Source organism: Spiroplasma endosymbiont of Poecilobothrus nobilitatus (assembly GCF_964030655.1).
Taxonomy (GTDB): domain Bacteria; phylum Bacillota_I; class Bacilli_A; order Mycoplasmatales; family Mycoplasmataceae; genus Spiroplasma.
Map to the genome: position 1 here is coordinate 1,073,128 of NZ_OZ034915.1, position 24,150 is coordinate 1,097,277.

The 24,150-nt window shown below is 24.7% G+C and carries 27 protein-coding genes and 3 pseudogenes; 15 read left to right on the forward strand and 15 right to left on the reverse strand.

Annotated features, from left to right (window positions below):
- Positions 1-660: 660 nt before the first annotated feature.
- The 3 genes from AAHM76_RS06260 to dinB all read left to right on the forward strand — a co-directional run bounded on the left by AAHM76_RS06260 (position 661) and on the right by dinB (position 3,912).
- Entirely contained in the window at positions 661-1,707 is a 1,047-nt protein-coding gene (locus AAHM76_RS06260) for a hypothetical protein (RefSeq protein WP_342255795.1), read from the forward strand.
- A 121-nt stretch (positions 1,708-1,828) separates the two neighbouring features.
- Positions 1,829-2,617, forward strand: a complete 789-nt coding sequence (locus AAHM76_RS06265; RefSeq protein ID WP_342255796.1) for a hypothetical protein — start codon at positions 1,829-1,831, stop codon at positions 2,615-2,617.
- A gap of 20 nt (positions 2,618-2,637) precedes the next feature.
- Entirely contained in the window at positions 2,638-3,912 is a 1,275-nt protein-coding gene (dinB, locus tag AAHM76_RS06270; RefSeq protein ID WP_342255797.1) for a DNA polymerase IV, read from the forward strand.
- A 567-nt stretch (positions 3,913-4,479) separates the two neighbouring features.
- Here dinB and AAHM76_RS06275 read toward each other — a convergent pair.
- Positions 4,480-4,812, reverse strand: coding sequence for a hypothetical protein (locus AAHM76_RS06275; protein WP_342255798.1), 333 nt, complete (start codon positions 4,810-4,812; stop codon positions 4,480-4,482).
- 6 nt (positions 4,813-4,818) lie between these two features.
- Positions 4,819-5,211 (reverse strand): IS1/IS1595 family N-terminal zinc-binding domain-containing protein, encoded by a 393-nt coding sequence (locus AAHM76_RS06280; RefSeq protein ID WP_342255799.1) that lies wholly within the window; start codon positions 5,209-5,211, stop codon positions 4,819-4,821.
- 337 nt (positions 5,212-5,548) lie between these two features.
- On the opposite strand from AAHM76_RS06280, the gene AAHM76_RS08640 reads away from it, so the two are divergent.
- The gene (locus AAHM76_RS08640; protein WP_425289481.1) at positions 5,549-5,668 is read left to right on the forward strand and encodes an IS3 family transposase; all 120 of its coding nucleotides are present in this window, start codon (positions 5,549-5,551) and stop codon (positions 5,666-5,668) included.
- Positions 5,669-5,673: 5 nt separating this feature from the next.
- The gene (locus AAHM76_RS06285) at positions 5,674-6,144 is read left to right on the forward strand and encodes a DDE-type integrase/transposase/recombinase (RefSeq protein ID WP_342255800.1); all 471 of its coding nucleotides are present in this window, start codon (positions 5,674-5,676) and stop codon (positions 6,142-6,144) included.
- 8 nt (positions 6,145-6,152) lie between these two features.
- Here AAHM76_RS06285 and AAHM76_RS06290 read toward each other — a convergent pair.
- Positions 6,153-7,264, reverse strand: a protein-coding gene (locus tag AAHM76_RS06290; RefSeq protein WP_342255801.1) for an IS3 family transposase whose coding sequence is annotated in 2 segments (ribosomal slippage) — positions 6,153-7,021 and positions 7,021-7,264 — 1,113 coding nt in all. Because the reading frame shifts where the segments join, the coding sequence is not laid out codon by codon here.
- Positions 7,265-7,605: 341 nt separating this feature from the next.
- Entirely contained in the window at positions 7,606-8,373 is a 768-nt protein-coding gene (locus AAHM76_RS06295; RefSeq protein ID WP_342255802.1) for a hypothetical protein, read from the reverse strand.
- 146 nt (positions 8,374-8,519) lie between these two features.
- Between AAHM76_RS06295 and AAHM76_RS06300 the strand changes: the two genes are divergently transcribed.
- Positions 8,520-9,815, forward strand: a complete 1,296-nt coding sequence (locus tag AAHM76_RS06300; RefSeq protein ID WP_342255803.1) for a deoxyribodipyrimidine photo-lyase — start codon at positions 8,520-8,522, stop codon at positions 9,813-9,815.
- 347 nt (positions 9,816-10,162) lie between these two features.
- Here AAHM76_RS06300 and AAHM76_RS06305 read toward each other — a convergent pair whose 3' ends face one another.
- The 7 genes and pseudogenes from AAHM76_RS06305 to AAHM76_RS06335 form a co-directional block, all read right to left on the reverse strand.
- Complete coding sequence (locus tag AAHM76_RS06305) at positions 10,163-10,684, reverse strand: hypothetical protein (RefSeq protein ID WP_342255804.1); 522 nt, start codon at positions 10,682-10,684, stop codon at positions 10,163-10,165.
- Between the two features lie 7 nt (positions 10,685-10,691).
- A complete protein-coding gene (locus AAHM76_RS06310) occupies positions 10,692-11,303 on the reverse strand; it encodes a hypothetical protein (protein ID WP_342255805.1) in 612 nt (203 codons plus the stop codon).
- A complete protein-coding gene (locus AAHM76_RS06315) occupies positions 11,293-11,817 on the reverse strand; it encodes a hypothetical protein (protein ID WP_342255806.1) in 525 nt (174 codons plus the stop codon). The genes AAHM76_RS06310 and AAHM76_RS06315 overlap by 11 nt, the downstream gene beginning before the upstream one ends.
- A gap of 194 nt (positions 11,818-12,011) precedes the next feature.
- A complete protein-coding gene (locus AAHM76_RS06320) occupies positions 12,012-13,148 on the reverse strand; it encodes a hypothetical protein (RefSeq protein ID WP_342255807.1) in 1,137 nt (378 codons plus the stop codon).
- A 173-nt stretch (positions 13,149-13,321) separates the two neighbouring features.
- Positions 13,322-14,212 (reverse strand): IS3 family transposase, encoded by an 891-nt coding sequence (locus tag AAHM76_RS06325; protein WP_342256855.1) that lies wholly within the window; start codon positions 14,210-14,212, stop codon positions 13,322-13,324.
- Positions 14,155-14,430 carry a transposase gene (locus AAHM76_RS06330; RefSeq protein WP_342255808.1) on the reverse strand — a complete coding sequence of 92 codons (276 nt, stop codon included), beginning with the start codon at positions 14,428-14,430 and terminating at the stop codon, positions 14,155-14,157. The genes AAHM76_RS06325 and AAHM76_RS06330 overlap by 58 nt, the downstream gene beginning before the upstream one ends.
- A gap of 137 nt (positions 14,431-14,567) precedes the next feature.
- A pseudogene (locus AAHM76_RS06335) lies at positions 14,568-15,529 on the reverse strand (IS3 family transposase); the annotation flags it as partial.
- A gap of 130 nt (positions 15,530-15,659) precedes the next feature.
- Between AAHM76_RS06335 and AAHM76_RS06340 the strand changes: the two are divergent.
- Positions 15,660-16,056: pseudogene (locus AAHM76_RS06340) on the forward strand (IS3 family transposase); the annotation flags it as partial.
- Positions 16,057-16,298: 242 nt separating this feature from the next.
- Here AAHM76_RS06340 and mtnN read toward each other — a convergent pair.
- Genes mtnN through AAHM76_RS06355 form a run of 3 tightly spaced genes read right to left on the reverse strand, consistent with a single transcriptional unit; the run spans position 16,299 to position 18,858 of the window.
- The gene (gene mtnN / locus AAHM76_RS06345; protein WP_342255809.1) at positions 16,299-16,979 is read right to left on the reverse strand and encodes a 5'-methylthioadenosine/S-adenosylhomocysteine nucleosidase; all 681 of its coding nucleotides are present in this window, start codon (positions 16,977-16,979) and stop codon (positions 16,299-16,301) included.
- A gap of 4 nt (positions 16,980-16,983) precedes the next feature.
- Entirely contained in the window at positions 16,984-18,081 is a 1,098-nt protein-coding gene (locus AAHM76_RS06350) for a nicotinate-nucleotide adenylyltransferase (protein ID WP_342255810.1), read from the reverse strand.
- A 51-nt stretch (positions 18,082-18,132) separates the two neighbouring features.
- Positions 18,133-18,858, reverse strand: a complete 726-nt coding sequence (locus tag AAHM76_RS06355) for a hypothetical protein (protein WP_342255811.1) — start codon at positions 18,856-18,858, stop codon at positions 18,133-18,135.
- A gap of 147 nt (positions 18,859-19,005) precedes the next feature.
- On the opposite strand from AAHM76_RS06355, the gene AAHM76_RS06360 reads away from it, so the two are divergent.
- Complete coding sequence (locus AAHM76_RS06360; RefSeq protein ID WP_342255812.1) at positions 19,006-19,287, forward strand: hypothetical protein; 282 nt, start codon at positions 19,006-19,008, stop codon at positions 19,285-19,287.
- A gap of 68 nt (positions 19,288-19,355) precedes the next feature.
- Here AAHM76_RS06360 and AAHM76_RS06365 read toward each other — a convergent pair.
- Positions 19,356-20,338: pseudogene (locus tag AAHM76_RS06365) on the reverse strand (IS30 family transposase).
- 294 nt (positions 20,339-20,632) lie between these two features.
- Between AAHM76_RS06365 and AAHM76_RS06370 the strand changes: the two are divergent.
- From AAHM76_RS06370 to AAHM76_RS06400, 7 genes are all read left to right on the forward strand, one after another.
- Positions 20,633-21,031, forward strand: a complete 399-nt coding sequence (locus AAHM76_RS06370; protein WP_342255813.1) for a hypothetical protein — start codon at positions 20,633-20,635, stop codon at positions 21,029-21,031.
- Entirely contained in the window at positions 21,024-21,509 is a 486-nt protein-coding gene (locus tag AAHM76_RS06375) for a hypothetical protein (protein ID WP_342255814.1), read from the forward strand. Before AAHM76_RS06370 ends, AAHM76_RS06375 begins: the two co-directional genes overlap by 8 nt.
- A 114-nt stretch (positions 21,510-21,623) precedes the next feature.
- Entirely contained in the window at positions 21,624-22,484 is an 861-nt protein-coding gene (locus tag AAHM76_RS06380; protein ID WP_342255815.1) for a PBSX family phage terminase large subunit, read from the forward strand.
- Positions 22,484-22,762 carry a hypothetical protein gene (locus tag AAHM76_RS06385; protein WP_342255816.1) on the forward strand — a complete coding sequence of 93 codons (279 nt, stop codon included), beginning with the start codon at positions 22,484-22,486 and terminating at the stop codon, positions 22,760-22,762. The genes AAHM76_RS06380 and AAHM76_RS06385 overlap by 1 nt, the downstream gene beginning before the upstream one ends.
- The gene (locus AAHM76_RS06390) at positions 22,755-22,964 is read left to right on the forward strand and encodes a hypothetical protein (RefSeq protein WP_342255817.1); all 210 of its coding nucleotides are present in this window, start codon (positions 22,755-22,757) and stop codon (positions 22,962-22,964) included. Before AAHM76_RS06385 ends, AAHM76_RS06390 begins: the two co-directional genes overlap by 8 nt.
- 414 nt (positions 22,965-23,378) lie before the next feature.
- Positions 23,379-23,627 carry a hypothetical protein gene (locus tag AAHM76_RS06395; RefSeq protein ID WP_342255818.1) on the forward strand — a complete coding sequence of 83 codons (249 nt, stop codon included), beginning with the start codon at positions 23,379-23,381 and terminating at the stop codon, positions 23,625-23,627.
- A 278-nt stretch (positions 23,628-23,905) separates the two neighbouring features.
- Positions 23,906-24,148: a hypothetical protein gene (locus AAHM76_RS06400; protein WP_342255819.1), complete on the forward strand. Its 243-nt coding sequence runs from the start codon at positions 23,906-23,908 to the stop codon at positions 24,146-24,148.
- Positions 24,149-24,150: the final 2 nt, after the last annotated feature.

Sequence of the window (24,150 nt, forward strand, 5' to 3'; positions counted from 1 at the left end):
TTAATTATAAATATTTACTCTACATTATTGTTGTCCAATTTATCTTAACCCATCCAAGTGATATTATTTATTTGGTATGGGCTATTATTTCCTACAACACCAGGCATAATGCTGCTAGCAATTGTTGTGATCCCTAGTATGATTATTAATTTTTTCATTTTATTTTCCTTCTTTCATTTTCAATATTTAATATTTTAATATTTTGATATATAAAAATGAAAATAAAGCACAGGGGTGGTTGGTACTCGAATTTAAATAACTTAAGATATTTGGTATGCAAAAAATTAATTCATAATATTATTATTAAATTAAAAAAACAGTAACAGACATAAATATTTCACACTCGTATTTCCAGTATCATTGTCAATATATTTTTGATAATTTGATATAAATTTAATAATATTCATAGTATAACACTAATTAATGACTTAATCAATAATTATTTAAAAACGGGTGAATAAAAAAGATACGGGTTTTTGTTTTTAAATGTTATTTAGTTCAATAAATTAAGGATATTTTTTTATTGTTTTTATAAAACCCGTAAAAAATTTACTCGCCATTAAACCAAATATTTTATTATTTAGAACTATCTGAACCCTTTTTTCACCTTAATTTTATAGTATAATGAATAAGTGAGAAAAAAGTATGGGGGTTTTAATAATGGAGGATAATAAAAAAGTAATTGATTATTGAGATGATTATGACCCAAATGATTTTGATCCAACAAAACGACCAACTTCAATTTTGCAAGATAAAACGATATTAAATAATAATCAAAATTCTGTTGATAAAATTACTATATTAACTAATGATTTTGAGACATATTCATATTATAATAATAAATTTAATGTTAAACAAAATAATGTTCAAAATGATGTTTTTGATCACAATGATAATTATGATGAATTAGATTATTATGAATTTCAGCCAATAGAAAGGGCAGAAATTAACCAAGCAACAGAATTAACTGATCTAGATGAGCTAAATTTAAATAATAAGAATCGATTTGTTCCATTTAATGAAAATGATATGGTTACTACAACACTTGATGTTAATGTTAATCAAATTTATGATCGTTGGCAAAAATCAAAAGCTAATTTAATTACGCGTAAATTAGATGTCCTACGGAATCGAGTTCAAGAACCGCGGATTGAAGGACGCCGAAAATATAGTTTTTATGTTCCTAAATCATTAGAAGAATTATTAAATAAACCAGCCCAAGTTGTATTAGATGCGACTCCACGCGTTGGTGTTGGCGGTGATGAGGTTTATCCTGACCAAAAATATTTTAATAATCCAGCTTTACTTTCAAAAGTACAGGGTAAAAATAATGATAATTTGTCATTATCTAATAGTAATGATGAAATACCACTAATTTCAGATGAAACATTAGTCAGTGAACCATTAACAATGAGCAATATCTTAAAAAATGCTAAAATAAATATTGATGAAAGTAAAAAAAAAGCAATCTTTATTAATGATGAGGATATGTTAGATCCCAATAATTTAAATTATGAACAACGTTTGCGTTTATTAAAATTAGCAGCCGACCCCAATAATGAAGAACGAAAAAAATTATTACAAATGAAATTAAATAATGGTAGTTTACTTTCCTTATCAGCAATAGTTAAAGAACGATTACAAAAAGTTCAAACTGGAGATATTGAATTAATTGAGGAAACAACCCTTACAAAAGATAACAATTAGAATAAAAAGAAAAGAAAAAAATATTTTTTAGCACAATAACCTATTAATGTTTACACTTTTAAGCTATAATATGAGGAGTATCAGTTTATTTTATTATTTATAATAGTAGAGGATGATTACGATGATATTAGGAAATAGTGAAATAGCCTTTATTTTAATTGTATTTTTTATTGCGATTAATATTATTATATTAATTTTTTTAATTATGTCTTACCGAAATATTTTAGTTCCGATTCCAAATTTAAATAATGCCCCAAGTCAATCAATGATTTCATTAGAAGTAATTGATCGTTATTTAACGAAAAAGAAAATTACTGGCTTAAAAGTTGTTCGTAAACCGGGTCAAGTTTTAATTACACATTCTTATAAAAAGAAAACATTTTATATTAATGATTTACAATTATTTAATCAGTCTTATTTTTTATCAGGGATGGGATTAGATTATGTTTTAGGGCGAACATTTTTTGCAACCCAATTATATTTAAAAAATAAACATGTTCAAACAATGCATTTCTTATTATATTTGTCTCCATCATTATTATTGCTATTCTTTATTATCGTCTCATTATTTACAATTATTTTTATTACCATTCTAAAAACTAACCCCGCCTTGTTAGACCATAATAATTTCTTTTATTTTATTAATCGCTATGGAGTCTTAAATTTATTATTAATTTTTATTATTTCAGCATATTTAATTTTATTAAGTTTTAATGGCCATTTTAAGCAAAATTTAGAAAATTGATATGAAACAGAAATGCGACCATTTGTTAAAAAGCAATTTCCGGAATTATATGATGATTGAATTATTGCTCGTAGTTATTCACGGAGTATTCAGTTTACATATATTTTTGGTTATAATTTTATTTTTAAAAAAATTTATAAATATACAGGACCATTTGGCCTTTAGCAGAGTAGGGGAGAGAAAGAATGAAAGTTATTTTTCATATTGATATGAATAGTTTTTTTGCTAGTTGTCATCAAGTTGCTAACCCCCGCTTTCAAGGAAAACCACTTGTTGTTGCTAATTCTTCACGTCGAGCAGTTGTAACAACAGCGAATTATGAAGCACGACAATTAGGCATTAATAGTCCAATGCCGTTATATAAGGCAAAAGAAATTTGCCAGCACCTTGAAATTGTTAAGCAAGATTTTGGTTTATACGTTGATTTTTCGCAAAAGTTATTTGATTTTATTAGTATGCATTATACTGGCAAAATTGAAGTGGCTTCAATTGATGAGTGTTATATTGATGTAACTGATATTTATTTAAAATATGGTTCGGCAATGCAATTAGCGCTTGATATGCAACAAAATGTTTTTCAACAAATTGGATTACCAAATAGTATTGGTATTTCATATAATAAATCACTAGCAAAAATTGCTAGTGATATGAAAAAACCAATGGGAATTACTTTAATTCGGCCAGAAGATGTTACTGACTTAGTTCAACTATTGCCGGTCAATAAAATATTTGGGATTGGTAAACAAGCAACTCATCGTTTAAATGAAATTGGAATTTATACGATTAAAGATTTAGCAGAATTTGTTGATCTTGCAACATTAGAAACCATTTTAGGAAAACCAGCACATGATTTTGTTGAACGGGCTAATGGTGGTGGTGAACAACAATTAACTTTTGAACATAATCAATTAAAACAAATTGGCAATGAAACAACTTTTAAATATGACTTAATTGATTATGAAGACATTAAGAATAAAATTTATTTATTAGCAAAACATGTTATTCAACGAGCAGAAAAACGAACAATGGTTGGCAATGTCATTTATGTTACATTTAAAAATGCTAATCGAAAACGCTTTACAAGGCAAAAAACAATTAAAAAGTATACTAACTTACTAGATGATATTTATTCAGTGGCAATTATATTATTTGATCAATTTTGATCGGGTCAGCCAATTCGGTTAATTGGTATTGGTTTACGAGGAATTATTAGTAAATATAATTTAAGAGAACAAGTTTCATTTGAAACATTAGGAACTTTACAACCAGATACTGCAACAAATAAATTAATTAAGGGAATTAATAAAAAATACCGCCAAGATGTGTTATTAACTGGTCAAAAATTAGAAGAAATAAAATACTTATTACATAGCCAAACGAAATATATTCAATCAGATCAACGTATTTTAGATGAAACAAAATTAAAAGAAAAGGGGAAAAGACTGCACCCCAAAAAGTAAGTAAAATAAAAAAAGATTTTGTTAAATTTTTATAGGGGGTAAATTTTTATATGGCAAAAAAGGGCAAAAATATAACAAATATACATCAGAATTTAGAACAAAAATCATTGAGGAAATTAAACAAAAAAGTTGTTGAATAGTAGCAAAACAATATAATATAAATGCAAATACAGTAGAATCTTGATGAACAAATCATAAAAAAGGAAAATTAAACAATCCTAAAGGACATAAAATTTCTTTTTAATTTTGTAGAAAACTCTTGATGAAATAAAAAAAATCATCAATATGATAACTTTAAAAGAAAATTATATAAACTTTTAATATTGTTATTTAACTTTTTTATACGTTAAAATATAATACCGATGATTGTTGGTTTGGCGTTAAACCTTTATGCTGGTATTTTCATTTTCAGAGATTTAAATAATTTTGAATGTTTGTGAAACCTAAGCCATGATAATGAATTAAGGATTCTTTAAGATTTGATTGTAATTTACTAATTTTATTTAACTTCCGATAACTAGCATTAGGATTTGTACTAGTTTTAGTTGCTAATAAAATAGAATTTGTTTATTTTGCTACTAATAAATATAATGGTTGCATGTCAGAAATAATAATTGAATTTTCTTTGATTAATTGTTTATTAATATTTTCAATAATTCACTGTTTTTGTAATCGTTTTTTGTTGGTTGATTTAACATAAATATTATTATTGCTATCAACAGCCATTTGAATACAACATTTAGTGTTGGTTGAAAATGAATCAAGATGAATTTTTCTTTTATCAAATTTATCTTTAAAATTACCTTTGTGGATTTCTTTAATAAATGTTTCATCGATTTGAATTTGGCCATTTAACGTTTTAAATTTTAATTGGGTGTTTTCTAATTGTTTTGATTTCATTATTTTTTAGCGATTATATCAATCGGTTTTCGGTGATGTTTTAATAAAGCGGGAAATCATTTTACTAGATTGGCCTAATAATGAAATTTGAATCAATAAATTTCACTGTTCATAATTTAAATGACTTCAATACGTAAAATGATCACGAAAAGCATCAAAACTAGCACGACATTTTTTGCATAAATATTTTTGTTTTCCTTCACGATTATGACCATTTTTAACACAATAAAAAGATTGATAATTAGGACATTTAATACCTTTATCCCTAAATTTTTGATCAATTTCATTTAAGCGTTTTTGTTTTTTAATTAATTCTGCTTCTTTTTTGTCTTTTTCATGAAATTCTAAAAATTGATCATCTGTTAAAATATTTATTAATTCTTCAATTATTTTTTCCATTAATTATTCACCTCTTATATTAAGAATATACCTAATTTTAGGTATATTTTATAAATATCAAGAGTTTTCTACAAAATTAAAGAAATTTATTTTGTCAAAAGAAATTTAGAATATTATAAAACAAGGTATGAATTATTAAAAAAGCTCCATGACTTTTACAATTAAACAAACTAAGAATAGTCTCTTTTATTAAAAAAAATGTCGTGAATATTCAATAAAATTATTACTAGAAGTAACAGGGTTAAAACGTAGTTATTGAGATAAATATAAAAATTATGACAGTAGCAAAAAAGATAAAAAAGCAATAAATGATATTGTAAAAGTCTATGAAGAAAATTTAAAACAATTTGGTTATCGAAGAATTAATAAATATTTAAAAGAAGATTATGGTATAAAATATAATTCAAAAAAAGTTTTAAGAATTATGCGTGATAACAAATACAACCTGAATATGTAAGAAAAATGAGAAGAAAAATAAAGTATAAACAGAATAAAGAAAAAAGATTATTGCAATATCCTGATTTAATTAATCGTAAATTCAATGATATAAAAACAAGGTTTTCAGTACTATATACTGATGTAACATATTTAATTTCAAAAGGAGAAAGATATTATCAATCAACAATTATTGATGGATATACTAAAGAAATAGTTGATGTAAAGTGATCTAAATATAATGACAATAAATTAGTAATGGATAATTTAAATGATGCAATTAATAAAATAAAATTAATAAAAAAAGATCTGAATGGAATAATAATTCACTCAGATCACGGATATCAATATACATCCACTATTTATCACGATAAATGTTTATCTAACGGTATTATAATTTCAATGGGGAAAAAATACCACTGTGCAGATAATATTGTTATAGAAAGTTTTCATTCATTACTTAAGAAAGCTACAATCTGGAATGGCAACACTTTTTAGGACACTTTTTATATAGACATTTGTTTTCTAAAAGTAACTGGAGATAAATAATTTAAACTGCCATTAATTCGAATATTGTTATATCAATGCACAAAATCAAAAAGTTCGTATTTTAATTGTGTTAAATTTTTAAATTTTTTACCCTTAATAAATTCAGTTTTAAAAGTTTTGTAAGTTGTTTCAGCCACAGCATTATCATAAGGGCAGCCTTTATTGCTTAATGATCTTTTAATATTAAAAGTTATTAAAATTTCATCAATGATTTTATTTTTAAACTCATTACCACGATCAGTATGAAATAGAGTTATTTGATTTAATGGTCGTGTTATTTTATGAAAAGCTTGTTGGGCCAGTTCGGCTGTTTTATTCGACCCAGCACTATAACCAATTATTTCACGATTAAACAAGTCAATTAATAAACAAATATAATGTCATTTAGCGCCAACTTGAACATATGTTAAATCACTAACAATAACTTCATTAGGTTTTTTGTTGTTAAATTGACGATTTAAAATATTATTAATTTGGTCATTATTGACTGTTGTTTTATGATTATGATATTTTAATTTGGTGTATTTAGAAACCAAATTATTTTTGATCATAAAGAATCTGATTTTTCGCCGTGATAAGATGATATCTTTTCTGTTTAAAATAACTTTAATTTTGCGAGCCCCATAAATTTTGCGACTTTTATTAAAGGCACTGATAATTTCTTGTTCATAATTATTAACTTGCTTGTTAATACATTTATTAGTTTGATAATAATACGTTGATTTTGATAAACCCAAAATCTTACATATTTTTCTTACTGAATATTTTGTTTTGTTGTTATTAATTATTGTTATTTTTTGGCCATTATCAGTGCGGCTTGCTTTAAAATGTCATTTTCCATTTTCAAGTCTTTAAGTTCTTTTCGTAAAGTTATTATTTCATTTTCTTCTAGTGTGCGATTGTCTTTTGCTTTAAATGAACCAGAATTATTATAATTTTTAACTCAAATATAAATAGTTGGTTTTGGTAAATTATATTCTTGCCCTAGATTAATAACACTTTTACCATTTTTATATAGCATGACAATTTGTTTTTTAAATTCTTCAGAGTATGAAGTTTTATTTCCCATTTTTATATTCCTTCTTTCTTAATAATTTTATCTAATTTTGAAGTCTATATAATTATGGTCCTAATAATTGTAGCCTATCCAATATTCGAATTCATGGCAGTTTAAATTATTTATCTCCAGTTACTTTTAGAAAACAAATGTCTATATAAAAAGTGTCCTAAAAAGTGTTGCCATTCCAATCCATAATAAAATATATAATTCACATTAAGAATATATACAAGATGTTATAAAATGAAATACATGATATTCAAATCGTAAAGAAAAAGATATAATTAAAAAAATAGTAAATACTTTTTATTAGTACTTACTAAAATGGGTGCACTCTATAAGTAAATCATTTTTTATTCTCCCCTTTTCTTTTTATTATTTTTTTCTTTTGTGATTGCTTTAACAACAGCTTTTTCAATTAAAGTTTCAATTTCTGTTGCAGTTAAGATAATAGTTGGTTCAACTGGTTTATTTTTTTCCTTAGTAGTAGCTTTTTGTTTCTTTTTTTGTGCTGGATTAGGTTTATTATTGGTTGACTTTTTTTGTTTCGATGCGTTTAAAACGGTTTTTTTTCCTTGGTTAGTTTGCATTTCAAAATTTAATTGATCTAAGTCATTATTATAAAAATCACTAATTGTTTCTAGCGGTTCTTCTTCAGATGAACTTTTGATGCGTTCAATGCCACTATTAACTCGATAAGCATGATCGATTATTTCTTGTAAGCCAGGATCTTTTTTACTAGTACGACGAGTAGGGGAAGATAAATTATTATTATCTCTTTCACCTACTTCTTGTTGGTTAGTAACTGCAGCACGCAAACGAGCCATTTTTGCTTTAATATCATTTTCATCAACACCAATCGCTTTTTCATCTTCATTTGGAATTCCTAATTTGTGTTTAATGTTTTCATTATTTTTTTTAGCATTTTCTAAAATATATTGAATTGTTCCCTTTTCAACTACTGCTGGTTTAATAGGTTCATTACTAGTCGTATTTGGATTTAGCATTCGATTCATTTTTGATTTAATTTTATTTTCAGTTGCTCTTGAAATAGCTTTATTACTATTTTCTGAACATTCATGAATTTTTAAATGAATTGGACAAAATGTTGGTACTCCCATTATAACTCCCCGCTTCTCTTTAATATCTGTATATAATTATAACTTAAATTGGGGTAAATGTGTATTAGATTAAATTTAACCTTTTTTATGTGACAGAATATTTATAGTATAATGATAAAAAATAAATTAGAAAGTGGTTGTAATCAATGAACATTTTTATTTTTAATCGTGATTTTAGAATTGAAGATAATCTTGGCCTTGCTCAGTTGGCTAATGAAGAAGATAAAATTTATTTATTATTTATTTTTACAAAAGAACAAATAAAAGCAAATAATTATTTTTCACCTCGTAGTTTTCAAGCAATGGTTCATTGCTTAAAACAATTAAGGAAAAAGGTTCATGTTAATTTTCTAAAAAGTGAAAATGAACAAACTGGAATTAAATTTTTGTTAGACCAAGGTTATAAAATTAATAAAATATATACAAACCGTGATTATACACCATTTTCTCTTAACCGAAGTAAAGCAATGCGTCAATTATCAAAAGAATATAATTTTATTTATCGTGAATTTAATGATTATGTATTACTAGAACCATGAACAATAAAAACTACTCAAAATGAATATTATACTGTTTTTACACCATTTTGAAATAAATTAAAAGTACATTTTAACGATAATAAGATTATTACTTATAAGGTTAAATCCTTTTTGCCCCAACAATTAAAAAATCTTGAGATTTTACAAGACATTACAAATGTTAAATCTAGTGATTTTAATTTACCATTAGAACCTGAAAAAGTTAAAACAGCAATTTTTCAGTTAGATCAAAACTATCATCAAACTCGTGATTTTGTTGATTTAGAAACTAGTACAGCAAAAATTAGTACTGCTTTAAAATTTGGAATTATTTCAATTCGGCAATGTTATCTTTGAAGCATTGAAAAATTTGGTGCTTTTGATAACGCTTTTGCGCGCCAATTAGCATGGCGAGATTTTTATTATCAAGTAACTTATAATGCGCAATTATATCAACAATGATGTTTTAGTGAAAATTGAAATAAAAAAATAACAATTAACTGGACAAATAATCCAGAATGATTGCAAAAGTGACAAAATGGTGAAACTGGTTATGATTTTATTGATGCAGGAATGAAAGAGTTAAAAGAAACAGGGTTATTACATAATCGAGCAAGAATGGTTTGTGCTTCGTTTTTAGTTAAGAATTTACAAATTGATTGACGTAAAGGCGAACAATATTTTGCTCAACAGTTAATAGATTATGACCCTATTATAAATCAATGTTCATGACAATGAGTAGCGGGAACGGGATTTGATGCTCAACCATTTTTTCGAATTTTTAATCCTGAGTTACAACAAAAAAAATATGATTCAACATCAAACTATTATAATAAGTTTTTAAAAAACCGCCCCGCAATTAATAAAATTGTTGATTACAAAATGTCAGTTAAAAAAGCGTTAGAAATTTATAAAGGTAAATAACTAACATTATGGAAAAATGCTAGCAAAGTCCATATTTTTAGTTTGGAAAAATATTTTATTTTATTAAAAAATAAAAAAATATTATATTATTTTAATATTAATAGTATACTATGGGTAAAGAAAAGTATTTTTCCTAAATCTCTAAAGTAAACAAAATAATTATATAAAAGATTTATAATTACACTACTATCTCTCCCCTTTAGGTTATCTCTTATCTTTTCTTTTTATTAATTAAGTTACCATAAAAAAATAATTTACATAAATCCTTATTTCGCCAACATAATTATTTTCGTTACCCAAACAGAAAAAGAACAATCAACTGGTTTTCCCAACAGGTTGATTACTTTTTAATTTGTTAATTTAATTTGTTCTAAAAATTGAAATGTTTTTTTCCCAACAATAACTTTTTTTTCAATTTCTCCATCAACTTTATAAATAACTTTATTAAACAAACCATTGATATCAATACCAATCACTTGCGATAAGATAATTTCTTCATCTAAAAAGAAAATGGTTTCATCATTTACTTTAATTCATAAACTATTATTAACTAATGTTTGAATAATTAAATAACTTAAAATTAATCCATAATTACAAATTGCAATAATTACAAATAAATAAGTAAACGTATTTGAGATACTTGATAAAGTCATTAATAAAATATAATCAATAATAATAAAAATATTAAGTGGAGTTAAAAGAAGATATATGGTAATAAAGATAAAAATTATCATTGCTTTTCATTTGTATTCTTTAATTGCCTTATTATTTTCTTTTTGTTTTTGATAATGAATAAAAAATAAATTATGAAAAGTATATAAAGCTAACATTAAAATTAATGAAAAAACTAAAATAATATGCATTTTCATTGTTCAATTAGCCTCCCCTATTTTGCTGTCATGTTTTAAAAATCGTCATTGATATTTTAACATCATTTGTAATAAAGCGATAAATTTTTTCAGTAGTACTAATAAAAAAACCGATTTGATAAAAACCATTAAGATTAAAAACACTTGGCAAAACAAAATTAATATCTTTTAATCAAATAATAAGATTTTGATCTTTAGTTTCAAAAACTAAGCGGTAATTTGTAACATAAATGGTTCCATTAATTGTTTCCTTACTATTATTAGTAGTAAGATTTAAATAACCAGCCAAGTATTCAATATAATATTGCTCTTTCATTTGTTGAGTTAAGTAGTAGACATTTTGTTGAAGTTCTTTTTGTTTTGTTATTTCATAACCAATAATTAATGCTTGATAATAACAAATTTCATTTTTTGGCAATTCATATTTAATTTTAATTACGACTAAATTATCATTTAAGAATGTTTGATTATTATCAACCATTGTTTGTAGTTCATTTTTCTTTTGTTTAAAATGTTTTATTTTTTGTTGCTGGCATAAAGCTAAAATAGCAACAATAATTATTGCAACACCTAAAATAGTACTAAATAAAATAATTCCAATTAAATAACTATGATTCATGCTTTCACACCTTATAAATTAGATATGGCGTTTCTAAGCCTTTTACAATAATAATAAAACGTTTTTGTTCCGTATATAAATAAAAGCCTTGATATAGAATATTATTAATTCGAAAAATACTTAATTCAAGATTATTAATTTCACTTAATGGTCAAGTCGTAGTAATGTCTTCATTTATAATTAAAATTCTTTGGTTTGTAATAAACATATGACCATTTTGAAATGGAATTTGATACATTTCTTTAATTCTTTTCCCTTGCCCATAACCAACACTAATTCCATTTTCAAATGGAATTGTATATTTGGAATTAGTTTGATTGTTTTTTAATTTATGTTGAAGGTAAACAGTAACAAGAATATTACTAAATACTTTTTCGCCTGGTTCTAATTTAAATTTAACGTTAATTTCTTGCAAAGTTAATTTTGATAAATTATTATTAATATATTCTTGATTTTCAACTTCTAGTTGTTTAAAAATTTGAAAAAAAGTTGCTGTTTTTTTTGATAAAATCATCCTAAAAAACCAACAAAAATAAATAATAAACTAAGAAAAACTCCAATTATAATTCATCCTAAGATTGTCATTTTCATCAACTTCCTATTTTAAAATATTAATGCCATTATTAAAATTATTAATAAAAATTTGGAGCATTAATTCTTCTGCTGAATTTCGTGGTTGTTCAAACCGATTATAATAATAAATATTAATTAAATCTTTTTTTTTTGATTTAGTTTATCATAATATTTTTTGTTAATTAAAAAATGGGTGCCTTGATTAAGAATAATACTTGATAGATAATTTTGTCATTGTTTTTCATTTTTATTTTTTTCTTCTCATTCAGCAAAGTAAACATTAAAAATCCGATTATTTTTATGATAAATAAAATGAATTTCCATTTTTTTCGCATTATTAACTAATATTGTGTATAAAATTTTATTTTGTAAAAACGGATTATTCGGTGAATTAATTGCTTGAAAAGTAATTGGAGTTAATTGTGCTAATAGAATATCATTGCAAACAATTGAATGAATTTCTTTTGGCAAAGTTATTTTTTTAACAACATAGCTATGTTGTTGATTATCTAAATCATTTAGTAAACGTGATAATTCTAATTGATAAACTAACGCTAATTTCATAATTCGGCGAAGTTTAATTGTTAAAATCACTTGTTCAGAAACACTTAAACTATAATAATAATTAACATATGTTTCATAAAGTTCTTGATGATCCACTAAATTATCGTTAATATTCATTAATAATGCTTCTAACTGCGGTACAAGTGTTTTGCCTGACTGAAGATATTCATTAAAATGTTTTTGACAAAAAACATCAAAAAAATAAGGCACTTTCTCTGTTGGTGTTAAATCTAAAAAAGATGTTTTAATATTTTTAAAAAAATGTTTAGAATGATAACGATTTAAATAATAATGATTTTTACTAATATCAAGCGAATAAAGATTATGCTGACCAACTTTATTATTACATTCTTGTAAAATACATTTTTGTTTAGTACATTTTTTTAAAACTTGTTGATAATGCTTTGTTTCTTGTTCAATATATTGTTCTTTTAATGTTAAGTCACCTACTGCTTGTAAAATTGAAATATATTGAGCACGATTTTTAGTTGAATTTAATACCTTCGTTTTACAGCAATTTGCATATTGTTCATTACTTAAACAAATACATGCTTCATTATCATCAAAAGTAAAAATTGGTCGATAATGTTTATGCAAATAATCTAATTGATCATCATCTAAATAATAACTTTTTAATAAAGCATCAAACATTGCTTGTTCGGAACTTTTAAACGTATCTTCCAACTGATTTTCTAATCTATTTTGCATGTAAAATAATTCTCCTCTGTTGTTTATACTCTATTATGATTATAAACTTATCTAGTTAATTTTGCTATAAAAAATCGTTTTACTGTTAGTAAAACGCTCAAAGGCAACATATAAATTTTTTTCACCAACATTGCAATTAGTGAATGGAATGGCAAGGTTTTTTTGGGCAAATTTTATGTAGAATAATAATTTCTGTATTGCACTGGTGTTAAATAATTTAGTTTGCTATGAATTCGAATATTATTGTACCAATTAATGTAACCAAATAATTCTAATTTAAACTGCTCAACGTTTTTAAATTTATTATTTTTAATAAATTCAGTTTTAAAAATTTTGTATGTTGATTCCGCAACAGCATTGTCATAAGGACAACCTGGTTTACTGTAAGATTTTTGAATCCCATTTTTAACTAACAGGTTATAAATAAGATTATTATTGAATTCACTGCCTTGATCAGTGTGAAATATTTTAATATTGCTTAATGAAAATTGAAGTTTATTAAAGCTGCTTTCAACTAATTTGGCATTTTTGTGTAAACTAACATCATAACCAATAATTTCTCGATTAAATAAATCAACTAAGAAACAGAAATAATATCATTTGTTACTAATAAAAACATAGGTTAAATCACTTACAACAACTTCATGTAGTTTATAACTATCAAAATCTTGATTTAACAAATTGTTATATTTATATGTAACATCAGTTGTATTTGAATGTTTGTATTTGATTTTTGTATAATTTGAAATTAAGTTATATTTTTTCATTATGTTTCTGATTTTTACACGAGATAACATGATATTTTGCTGAGCTAATATAACTTTAATTTTGCGTGTTCCATAATTTTTACGACTTTTTAGAAAAATACTGATAACAGCATTATCAATGTTTTGAGTATTCTTGGGATTATTCGCTTTTAATTGATAGTAATATGTTGATCTAGCAAATTTCAATGTTTTACATAAATTAATAATTGGATATTTTTCTTTGTTATTTTTAATGATTGCTATTTTTTGCCGATTATCAGTGTTACTTGCTTTAAAATGTCATTTTCCATTTCTAATTGTTTAACTTTTTTACGTAATTGAATTAATTCGTTTTTTTCTGGCGTTCTATTGTCTTTATCTTTAAATGAGCCCGAGTTGCTAAATTGGTGAGCTAATTTCCAAACAGTAGATTTACCAATTTGATAATCATTGATTAATTGTTCGGGAGTTTGGCCCATTTTGTAAAGACCAACAATTTGTTGCTTAAATTCATCAGTATAATGATTCTTTGCCATAATTACACCTCCATTGTAGTTTAATTATAAATATTTACTCTACATTATTGTTGTCCAATTTATCTTAACCCATCCATAATTAAACTGCCATGAATTAGAATATTGTTATATCAATGCACAAAATCAAAAAGTTCTTATTTTAATTGTGTTAAATTTTTAAATTTTTTACCCTTAATAAATTCAGTTTTAAAAGTTTTGTAAGTTGTTTCAGCCACAGCATTATCATAAGGGCAGCCTTTATTGCTTAATGATCTTTTAATATTAAAAGTTATTAAAATTTCATCAATGATTTTATTTTTAAACTCATTACCACGATCAGTATGAAATAGAGTTATTTGATTTAATGGTCGTGTTATTTTATGAAAAGCTTGTTGGGCCAGTTCGGCTGTTTTATTCGACCCAGCACTATAACCAATTATTTCACGATTAAACAAGTCAATTAATAAACAAATATAATGTCATTTAGCGCCAACTTGAACATATGTTAAATTACTAACAATAACTTCATTAGGTTTTTTGTTGTTAAATTGACGATTTAAAATATTATTAATTTGGTCATTATTGACTGTTGTTTTATGATTATGATATTTTAATTTGGTGTATTTAGAAACCAAATTATTTTTGATCATAAATAATCTGATTTTTCGCCGTGATAAGATGATATCTTTTCTGTTTAAAATAACTTTAATTTTGCGAGCCCCATAAATTTTGCGACTTTTATTAAAGGCACTGATAATTTCTTGTTCATAATTATTAACTTGCTTGTTAATACATTTATTAGTTTGATAATAATACGTTGATTTTGATAAACCCAAAATCTTACATATTTTTCTTACTGAATATTTTGTTTTGTTGTTATTAATTATTGTTATTTTTTGGCCATTATCAGTGCGGCTTGCTTTAAAATGTCATTTTCCATTTTCAAGTCTTTAAGTTCTTTTCGTAAAGTTATTATTTCATTTTCTTTTAGTGTGCGATTGTCTTTTGCTTTAAATGAACCAGAATTATTATAATTTTTAACTCAACTATAAATAGTTGGTTTTGGTAAATTATATTCTTGCCCTAGATTAATAACACTTTTACCATTTTTATATAGCATGACAATTTGTTTTTTAAATTATTCAGAGTATGAAGTTTTATTTCCCATTTTTATATTCCTTCTTTCTTAATAATTTTATCTAATTTTGAAGTCTATATAATTATGGTCATAATAATTGTATCCTATCCAAATTGACTTGTTTAATCGCGAAATAATTGGTTATAGTGCTGGGCTGAATAAAACAGCCGAACTGGTCCAACAAGCTTTTCATAAAATAACACGACCATTAAATCAAATAACTCTATTTCATACTGATCGTGGTAATGAGTTTAAAAATAAAATCATTGATGAAATTTTAATAAATTTTAATATTAAAAGATCATTAAGCAATAAAGGCTGCCCTTATGATAATGCATGCTGTGGCTGAAATAACTTACAAAACTTTTAAAACTGAATTTATTAAGGGTAAAAAATTTAAAAATTTAACACAATTAAAATACGAACTTTTTTATTTTGTGCATTGATATAACAATATTCGAATTCATGGCAGTTTAAATTATTTATCTCCAGTTACTTTTAGAAAATAAATGTCTATATAAAAAGTGTCCTAAAAAGTGTTGCCATTCCAATTACTGTCCGTCACAATCATTTTATCTAAATGCAGTAAATTAGTTAAATAATTAGTTAGTAACCCAAATAAAGCAACTAATGCAATAATTATTTTAAATAAAAACCGTCAGTCACGACAATAATATTTGATAAAGTTTTGCATTTAATCCCTATTTCTATTTGATAACATTGTTTAAATTATATATTAATTTTTAATTTTTTATTCTTTATTATTAAATAATTCTGCTGAAATTAATTCACAAATTAAAATTCCTGCTTGTGATAAATTTTGTTTAAATTGTATTGTTGAACTTTTTTTATTTGCTTGTAAATAATCTGTAACAATTTTAATACTAACAATTGGAATTTGATAATTTAAGGCAACTTGAAAAAAAGCACAACCTTCCATATCGACTACATCAATATTATTCTTAAATTTAGTTTTAATATGCTCAAAATATTCTATTTTATCAATAAAAATATCGCTACTGCCCAAAACTGCTGTTTGAATGTTATGAATTTTTGCTGTAATTGTAGCTATTAATTTTTTATCACTATGATAACTAGGTAATTCGCCAGGGATTTGTCCCATTGCATAACCAAACTCTTGTGCATCAGCAAAAGTATAGTAAGCTTCCGCAATTGATAAAACTGATAATGGTTTAAAATTTGGTTTTAAAGTCCCAACTGTTCCAAGATTATAAACTGTTTTAATTGCATAATCTTTAAGTAAGGTTGTTAAAGTCATGGCAGCATTGACTAACCCAATTTTGCTAATTGCAAATAATCAATTATCTTTTTGATATAGTTCAATCTGTGCATATTTACCAACTACTGTTGGTTTTAAAATATTTAAAGTTGCTGCTAATTCTTCTTTCATTGCACTAATAATTAAATTCATAACGTTATTTATCCTCTTTTCATTGCTGATAAGTCAATTGTATGTTTTTTCCTAAATGTTCAAGACCTTGCTTCGCGACTGCTCGTTCAAATTGAACTATTAATAATTCTTGAAATGCTTTTACTAAATCTTTTTGTGTTAATGTTCGATAATAATCAACTTTCGGATAATTTCGTTCACTACTAATTTTATCCGCAACAAAAATTAGCATTTCAAACAAAGTCATTTCTGGCCGACCAACAGTATGCCATTTAATTGCTGATAAAATATCTTCATCATTAAATAATAAATCATATTTTAAATGACAATAACCAGTATAAGCATGTCAAGTAGCAATTGGCTCTGGTAAAAACGTTGGTAAGTATTTTGTTAGATATACTTTTTGTTTTTGTTCTGATCATTGTTTTGTAATATCATGATAAGTTCCAGTAATTAAAGCTTTTTGCGGATTTAACTTATGAACTAATGCTAATTCCTGCGCTTTTTGGCCAACATTTAAACAATGTTGATAGCGTTCCTTATCCATATTTTGGCCTAGTCGTTCTGGCAAATATAATAAATTATTATTAATATAATTCGTAATACTTGGCAATTGTAATGCAATGTTTTTTCCTTCTCGTAACATTGTTGATGATAAATGTAAATTATTATGAAATGGAATTAACATAGCTTGATATTGTTTTAAAATTGTTTGATCAATTGGTTCATTTCGTTGGAAAACAATAAAAGTTTGCATTCTTGCTAATTCATTAATATTGTTTCATTTGTTTAATGATGCTAGTTGATCAGAACCAATCATAAAATAAAACTGATTATGAGGAAATTGCTGCTGTAATTTTAAAACAGTTTCATATGTTGTACTAGGCTTTGCATTTTCTAATTCAATTAAATTAATTTTAACATCCACTAAACCAGCGATTGCTAAATTAATCATTGCGACACGATCCGTAGGGGAAGATAATTTTCGCGTTTTAAAAGGATTCTGATTTGTTGGAATAATTCAAATTTCATCAATATCTGTTTTTGTTTTAACAAGATTAATCATTGCTAAATGGTCAGTATGAAATGGGTCAAAACTACCACCAAATAATGCTATCTTCATTTATTCTTCCTCCCAATTCAAAAATAACAGCAAATTTAAACAAAACAAAAATTATTCATCTTTATTTTTAATTCCTAATTCAACTAAAACATCTTCAACAGTATCACGCACAACTTCTTGAAATTGTTTAATAGATAATGTAATGGTAACATTTTCTTTTTCACTTAAATCATTAGCAATTTTTTTTGGTAAGTTTTGTTTTAAAGTATTAATTTCATTTTTATTACCAGTAATTGTAACTTTATTTTTTTTTACCTCTTTTGGTAGATTCGCTTCTAATGGTTCACCATTATGATCTAGTTCTAACTTATCATCATCACGATGAGAAATTTTAATGCGATCCATAATATATGCCATTCGATCATTAAAATTCCGTTCTTTAATTCGATTTAGCATTTGTTGAAATTCATTTGGTTGAACTTGCGAACTATCACGTAATTTTTTTAATTGTTCTAAGCGTTCTAATACATTTTCATGTTCATTAACATTATATTCTTCTTTGTATCTATTAATTTGATAACGTGCATTTTGAACAAGACTATGAATATTATTAACATTCTCTTGGCTTGATTTTATGATGTGTTGTTCAGTATTTCTAATCTCAGAATTTTCTGAATTATTTACCATAACTTGTGTTGATTGTGGCAATTCAAAGTCAATTGTTTCATCACTAAAATTAACCCCACTAAATGCTTCAATTTCATCATCAAAAGCACTAGCTGTTTCTAAATTTACTATTTTTTGTTTAGTTTTTTTTCGTATTCATCATTTAAACATATCTTTGCCTCTAATTCCATATACATTATTATATAATAAATTATTAAAATTTCTCTTTAATTTTGCTTTAATTTTGTAGAAAACTCTTGATATTTATAAAATATACCTAAAATTAGGTATATTCTTAATATAAGAGGTGAATAATTAATGGAAAAAATAATTGAAGAATTAATAAATAGTTTAACAGATGATCAATTTTTAGAATTTCATGAAAAAGTCAAAAAAGAAGCAGAATTAATTAAAAAACAAAAACGCTTAAATGAAATTGATCAAAAATTTAGGGATAAAGGTATTAAATGTCCTAATTGTCAATCTTTTTATTGTGTATTATGTAAATTCAAGCAGCAAATTCTGTCTCTTGTTATTATGATAATAACATCATTTAAAATAAATGCAACTATTTTTTTAAAAAAAATAAAATATTTGTAAGTTTAGTCTATTTTAAACATATTTAAGCACACTAAAAAATAATTTATTAAATTTTACTTCAAATAAACTTATTTAAAATTCTCTAAAAATACTTCTTTAGATGTTCTTCAATTTAAACAAGGCCTTAATTTTTCATTTATAACATCAACTACTCAATCTTTTTTTGTTGAGTAACAAGGTTAAAATCTGTTCCCTTAAGGTATCTTTTCCTAAATTCACGGTTTATTCTTTCAATTAAGGGTTTTTGTTTAGGCGAACCTGGGTCACAATAATAAACATTAGCTCCAGCAATCTTTTCCATTTCTTCAAATTTACTAAATTCTTTTCCTCTATCTGTTATTATTCCTTTAATTTTTCCAACTAAATCATTAATTCTAACTATATGTTCAATTTTTTCTAAAACTTCATTAGCAGTATGTTCTTCTAATTTCATAGCAAAGTATTTTTTGCTTGATTGCTCAACTAATACTAAACAACTAGATTGATGGTCTTTACCAACTACCGTATCCATTTCAAATCAACCAACATTAGATTGTTTATTTTCAATATCTCAAATTGATCTAAATCTTTCATCTAATTTTCCGCGATTATCAGGTCTTTTCTTTGTTCTATTTCTTCTACCATCATTTAATAAATTTTTCTTTAACAAACCCAAAAGACCTAAATAAATTCATTTATAAAATGTTTTAAGACAAGCAGGGAATTTGACACAAAACTTTATTAAAAATCGTTGAATAATTTCTGCTGGTGAATCGTAAAGAATATTAAATCGTAAATTTAAAAATTCTTGTTGTTCGTCTGTAAATGTGGGCAGTTTTTTAATAAATTTTTTTCTTTTTTGTTTATAATCTTTTTGTTCTTAAACTGGCATATAATCTTCTACCTTTTTAAATCGATTTATTTCTCTTTTAATAGTATTAACTGCACGACCCGTTTGTCTTGATATTTCAGATAAATTAAGTGTGCCATTCTTCTTTTTGCAATTATCAGATAATAATAAATCTTTAAATAAATTTCGTTCATCATATTTTACATGTTTATATTTTTGCATTTTTCTGTCTCCAATTCTTTTTAAAATATTTATAACATTAAATTAAAAATTATTGACAAATTATTTTTATAGGTATATAATTTAAATAATAAAAAGTAAGTAAATTCTGTCTCTTAAAGCTGTTTATAAAAAAATAAAGTAATTAAGTTTACTTTTTTTTATTTTGGTGTAAAATATAGATAATAAAAAAGAACTTGTGAGAGTTCTTTTGTATATTTAACAGAATTTTATACTCTTTTATTTAATCATATTCATTAAAAAATAGCAATTTTAATATGCAAAAAGGAGTAAAAAATGAAAGAATTTAATCCAAAAACAGCAAGTTTAAGCACATTTAAGCGTAAAATAGATGAATTTTGAGCCAATAAGAAACCTAATATTCCCTATACTTTGAACGATTTAACCAATAAATTTAATCTTTCTCGCAAGTGAAGATATGATACTTATGCGAGCGAAAAGATAGTTCCTTTAATTGAAAGACAAATTAATAGGATTGAAAGTGAAATAATTGAATATATGATGCGTTCACCTGATGGTGCTAAATTATATTGACAGCGTGCATTTAATTATAAATATTCACTACAAGAAAAAGAACTTGAAAAAGAATTAAACTTAAATAATCAACAACCAATAATTGTTAATTTACAAACTGATATTAGATATATTAAAAAAGAAAGTGATAATAATGCTTAATCATTTTACTTATTTGCTAGAAACTCCTTATTGGTTATTACAAAATAGTAGTATTGGTAATAAATATCCGTTTGCTAAAAAATATGAATTAGTTAATGAAATTAATCAAATTGGAACACGATATAGTGGTAAAACTATATCAAATATTAAAATGTTTGGTGAATTATTAAAAATTAGTTTATTAATTAAACAACCAATTTGTATCATTGCTAGTATGTATTGGAGTAAAGATTTAAAAGATAGTGTATTTCAAAATATATGAAATATGTTAGATGAAAATCATATTCCTTATACTATTAATCTATCTAATTTTACTTTTACTTTATCAAATGGTAGCAAAATATATTGTAAATGTTTACATTCACCAAGTAGGAAAGAAAAATTAAAAGCCTTTGCTGATTTGAATAAATATAAATTAGTTATTGATTGAAGAGAAGAATGTGATAAATTTCAACAAAAAGACTTAAGTGATTTATAGTTTTCTATTCGTGGTTATCAAAATAAAATAACAATTAATACCTGTAATCCTGAAAGTTTAAAAAGATATATTGTTGGTTATTATAATGAATTATTACCTTTTAATGAAGAAATAATGCGTAGTAAATATGAACAAATTACTTATATAGAAAAATGAAATATGAAAATTATTATTCATTATTATAGTTGAAGATTAAATTATGAATTACCACAAGAAAAAGTTAATGAACAATTAAGATTAGAACAATTAGATATTGAAAGAGAAAGAGTATGAAGTTGAGGTTTACCAGGCAATACTAGTTGGTCAATCTTTGCACGATATATTGATATTATGCAAGAAACAGATATTATTCAACCAGCCAAGTTATTAGGTGGTGTTGATATTGCGAATGCTACAAGTCCTAAGGGACATACAACAGCAGCAAGTTTCTGAATATATAATTCATTTGATAAAAAAGCATATAAAGTGGCAGAATATACGCATTCAAATGCTACTCAGCAATTTAAAACTGAATTAGAACAAGTAAAAGATATTTTAGAGTTTTATAATAATCAATTAAATAAATATTTTAATTTAATACAACAAGAAATATCAATTAATGTTGATGATAGTGCATATTCAACATTGCAAAGTTTAAATCGAGAGAAATATAATTACTCTTTTGGTCAATACATGACATTTAAACCAGCACAAAAACAAAAATTTAAAATAAAACATCGTATAGAGGCATTTACTATGTTAATAAATACTAATCAATTAAAATGATTATGAGAAAAATGTCCTGTAAGTAAAACCCAATATGAATTAATTCAATGAGAAGATAAACCAGATGCCAGAGAAGAACGAATGTTGGACTTATACGATGATACATTTGATAGTGATTTTTATGCCTTACACTTTGAATTAATACCAATGGTTAAACATAATAGTTCAGCAGATTATAAATTATGACAACAAAGGGAGTGAATAACTTAATGAAAAAAGATATTTATGTAATACATGATGAGCGTGTAATAAATGCAAAAAGACCTTATATGTCTGTTTGCGGACAAGTTAAAAAAATACTTTGTCAAGAATTAAAAAAAGGTAATATCGCAATATGTAAATTAAATTTATATAACGAATATATTAAACAATATCAAAAAGTTAAAGTATGTGTTCAAGTTTTAGCAAATGAACCAAATTTATTAACAGTAAATATTATTAATTATGCACTTATCTTAAAATTAAAGGAGCAAAATAACAATGAATAATACTTTCCCTAGTTTACCAAACTTAAATGATATTAATAGTGTTTTAAAATTTTATAATTATGATTGAACAATTAATTTAACAAATATTATTGCTCGCCATCAAATGCGATTAGTAAATGGTAAAGATATTTTATTTAAGTCTCATCGTAAAGACATTTTAGAAAAATTAAATTGATGATATGAAACTTATAAAATAAAATAAAAATTAGATAAAAATGAATTAACCGCAAGTTTAATGGGCAAAACTATTTTTGGTTTATTAGAAACTAGTGATGGTAATATTGATTTATGAATTAACCCTTTTAACTTTACATCACGCGTAAGCAAAATAAATGAAATTTAACAAGGTGCTGATATTTGATTAAATTATCATCAATCAGATAGTGGTTTTATTTTAAATTTAATTTGTACAAAAAATAAAATTGTTATTAAAGGTTGACCTAAAAATAATGAGATAGTTGTTGGACAAAGTAAAACGCAAATTAAAGATGATGTTAAACCTGTTTTAGTACAAGAATTTAAAAACAAATTAGGCATAGTCCCTTTTTGGAAAATGATTAATTAACCTAATACTTTATTTTTATCTACTTCAACTACATTAAACCCACGACCTACTATGGCTAATTGTTATAAATTACAATTTGATTTAGAAGATAGTTTTAATATTAAATCAAAAGAAAGATTAGCAAATCGTACGCATTTATATGGGATATTAGATGATGATTTAATGACCGCTTATAACAAAGGCAATAAAAAAGTATTACAAGATGCTTTTGATGATATTTTTATTCAGTCAGGTCAATCAGCAGTAGATGGTCAATTATCACAATCTTTACAAGTAGTACAAGGTACCCCAACTTTATAAACATATACGGAAGATCAAAAAGCAATTATTGAACAAGTATATTTAGCATGTCATTTTTCTAGTCCATTTGGTGATAAATCAGATAATGACCAAAATAAAACACAATCATTATTAACTAAGACAAAAGACTTAGAAAAACAAGCATATTTACAAGCATATCGTAAGCAATATTATACTAAGATGTTTGATACAGTTTTAAAATATTATGGTTTATGAGATAGAAATGGTGAACGCCCCCCTATGGTTTTGATTTTATTAGTGCTAGTTTGGTTGACTAAATGCGACAAAATGAATTAATTACTGCTAGATTAGATAATGGCACAATGGAACCAATTAGAGCCATAACTGAATATGATAATATTGATGAATTAGAAGCAACTAAATATTTTGAAAAAGTAGAAGCATGACAAGATAAAATGCAAGCCAAAGAAATAGAACATAATAATAAATTAATGGAATATGATGAAAATGGTAATAATCAAAACGCCTTACAAGGTAGAACAGAAATAAAGGAGAATTAAAA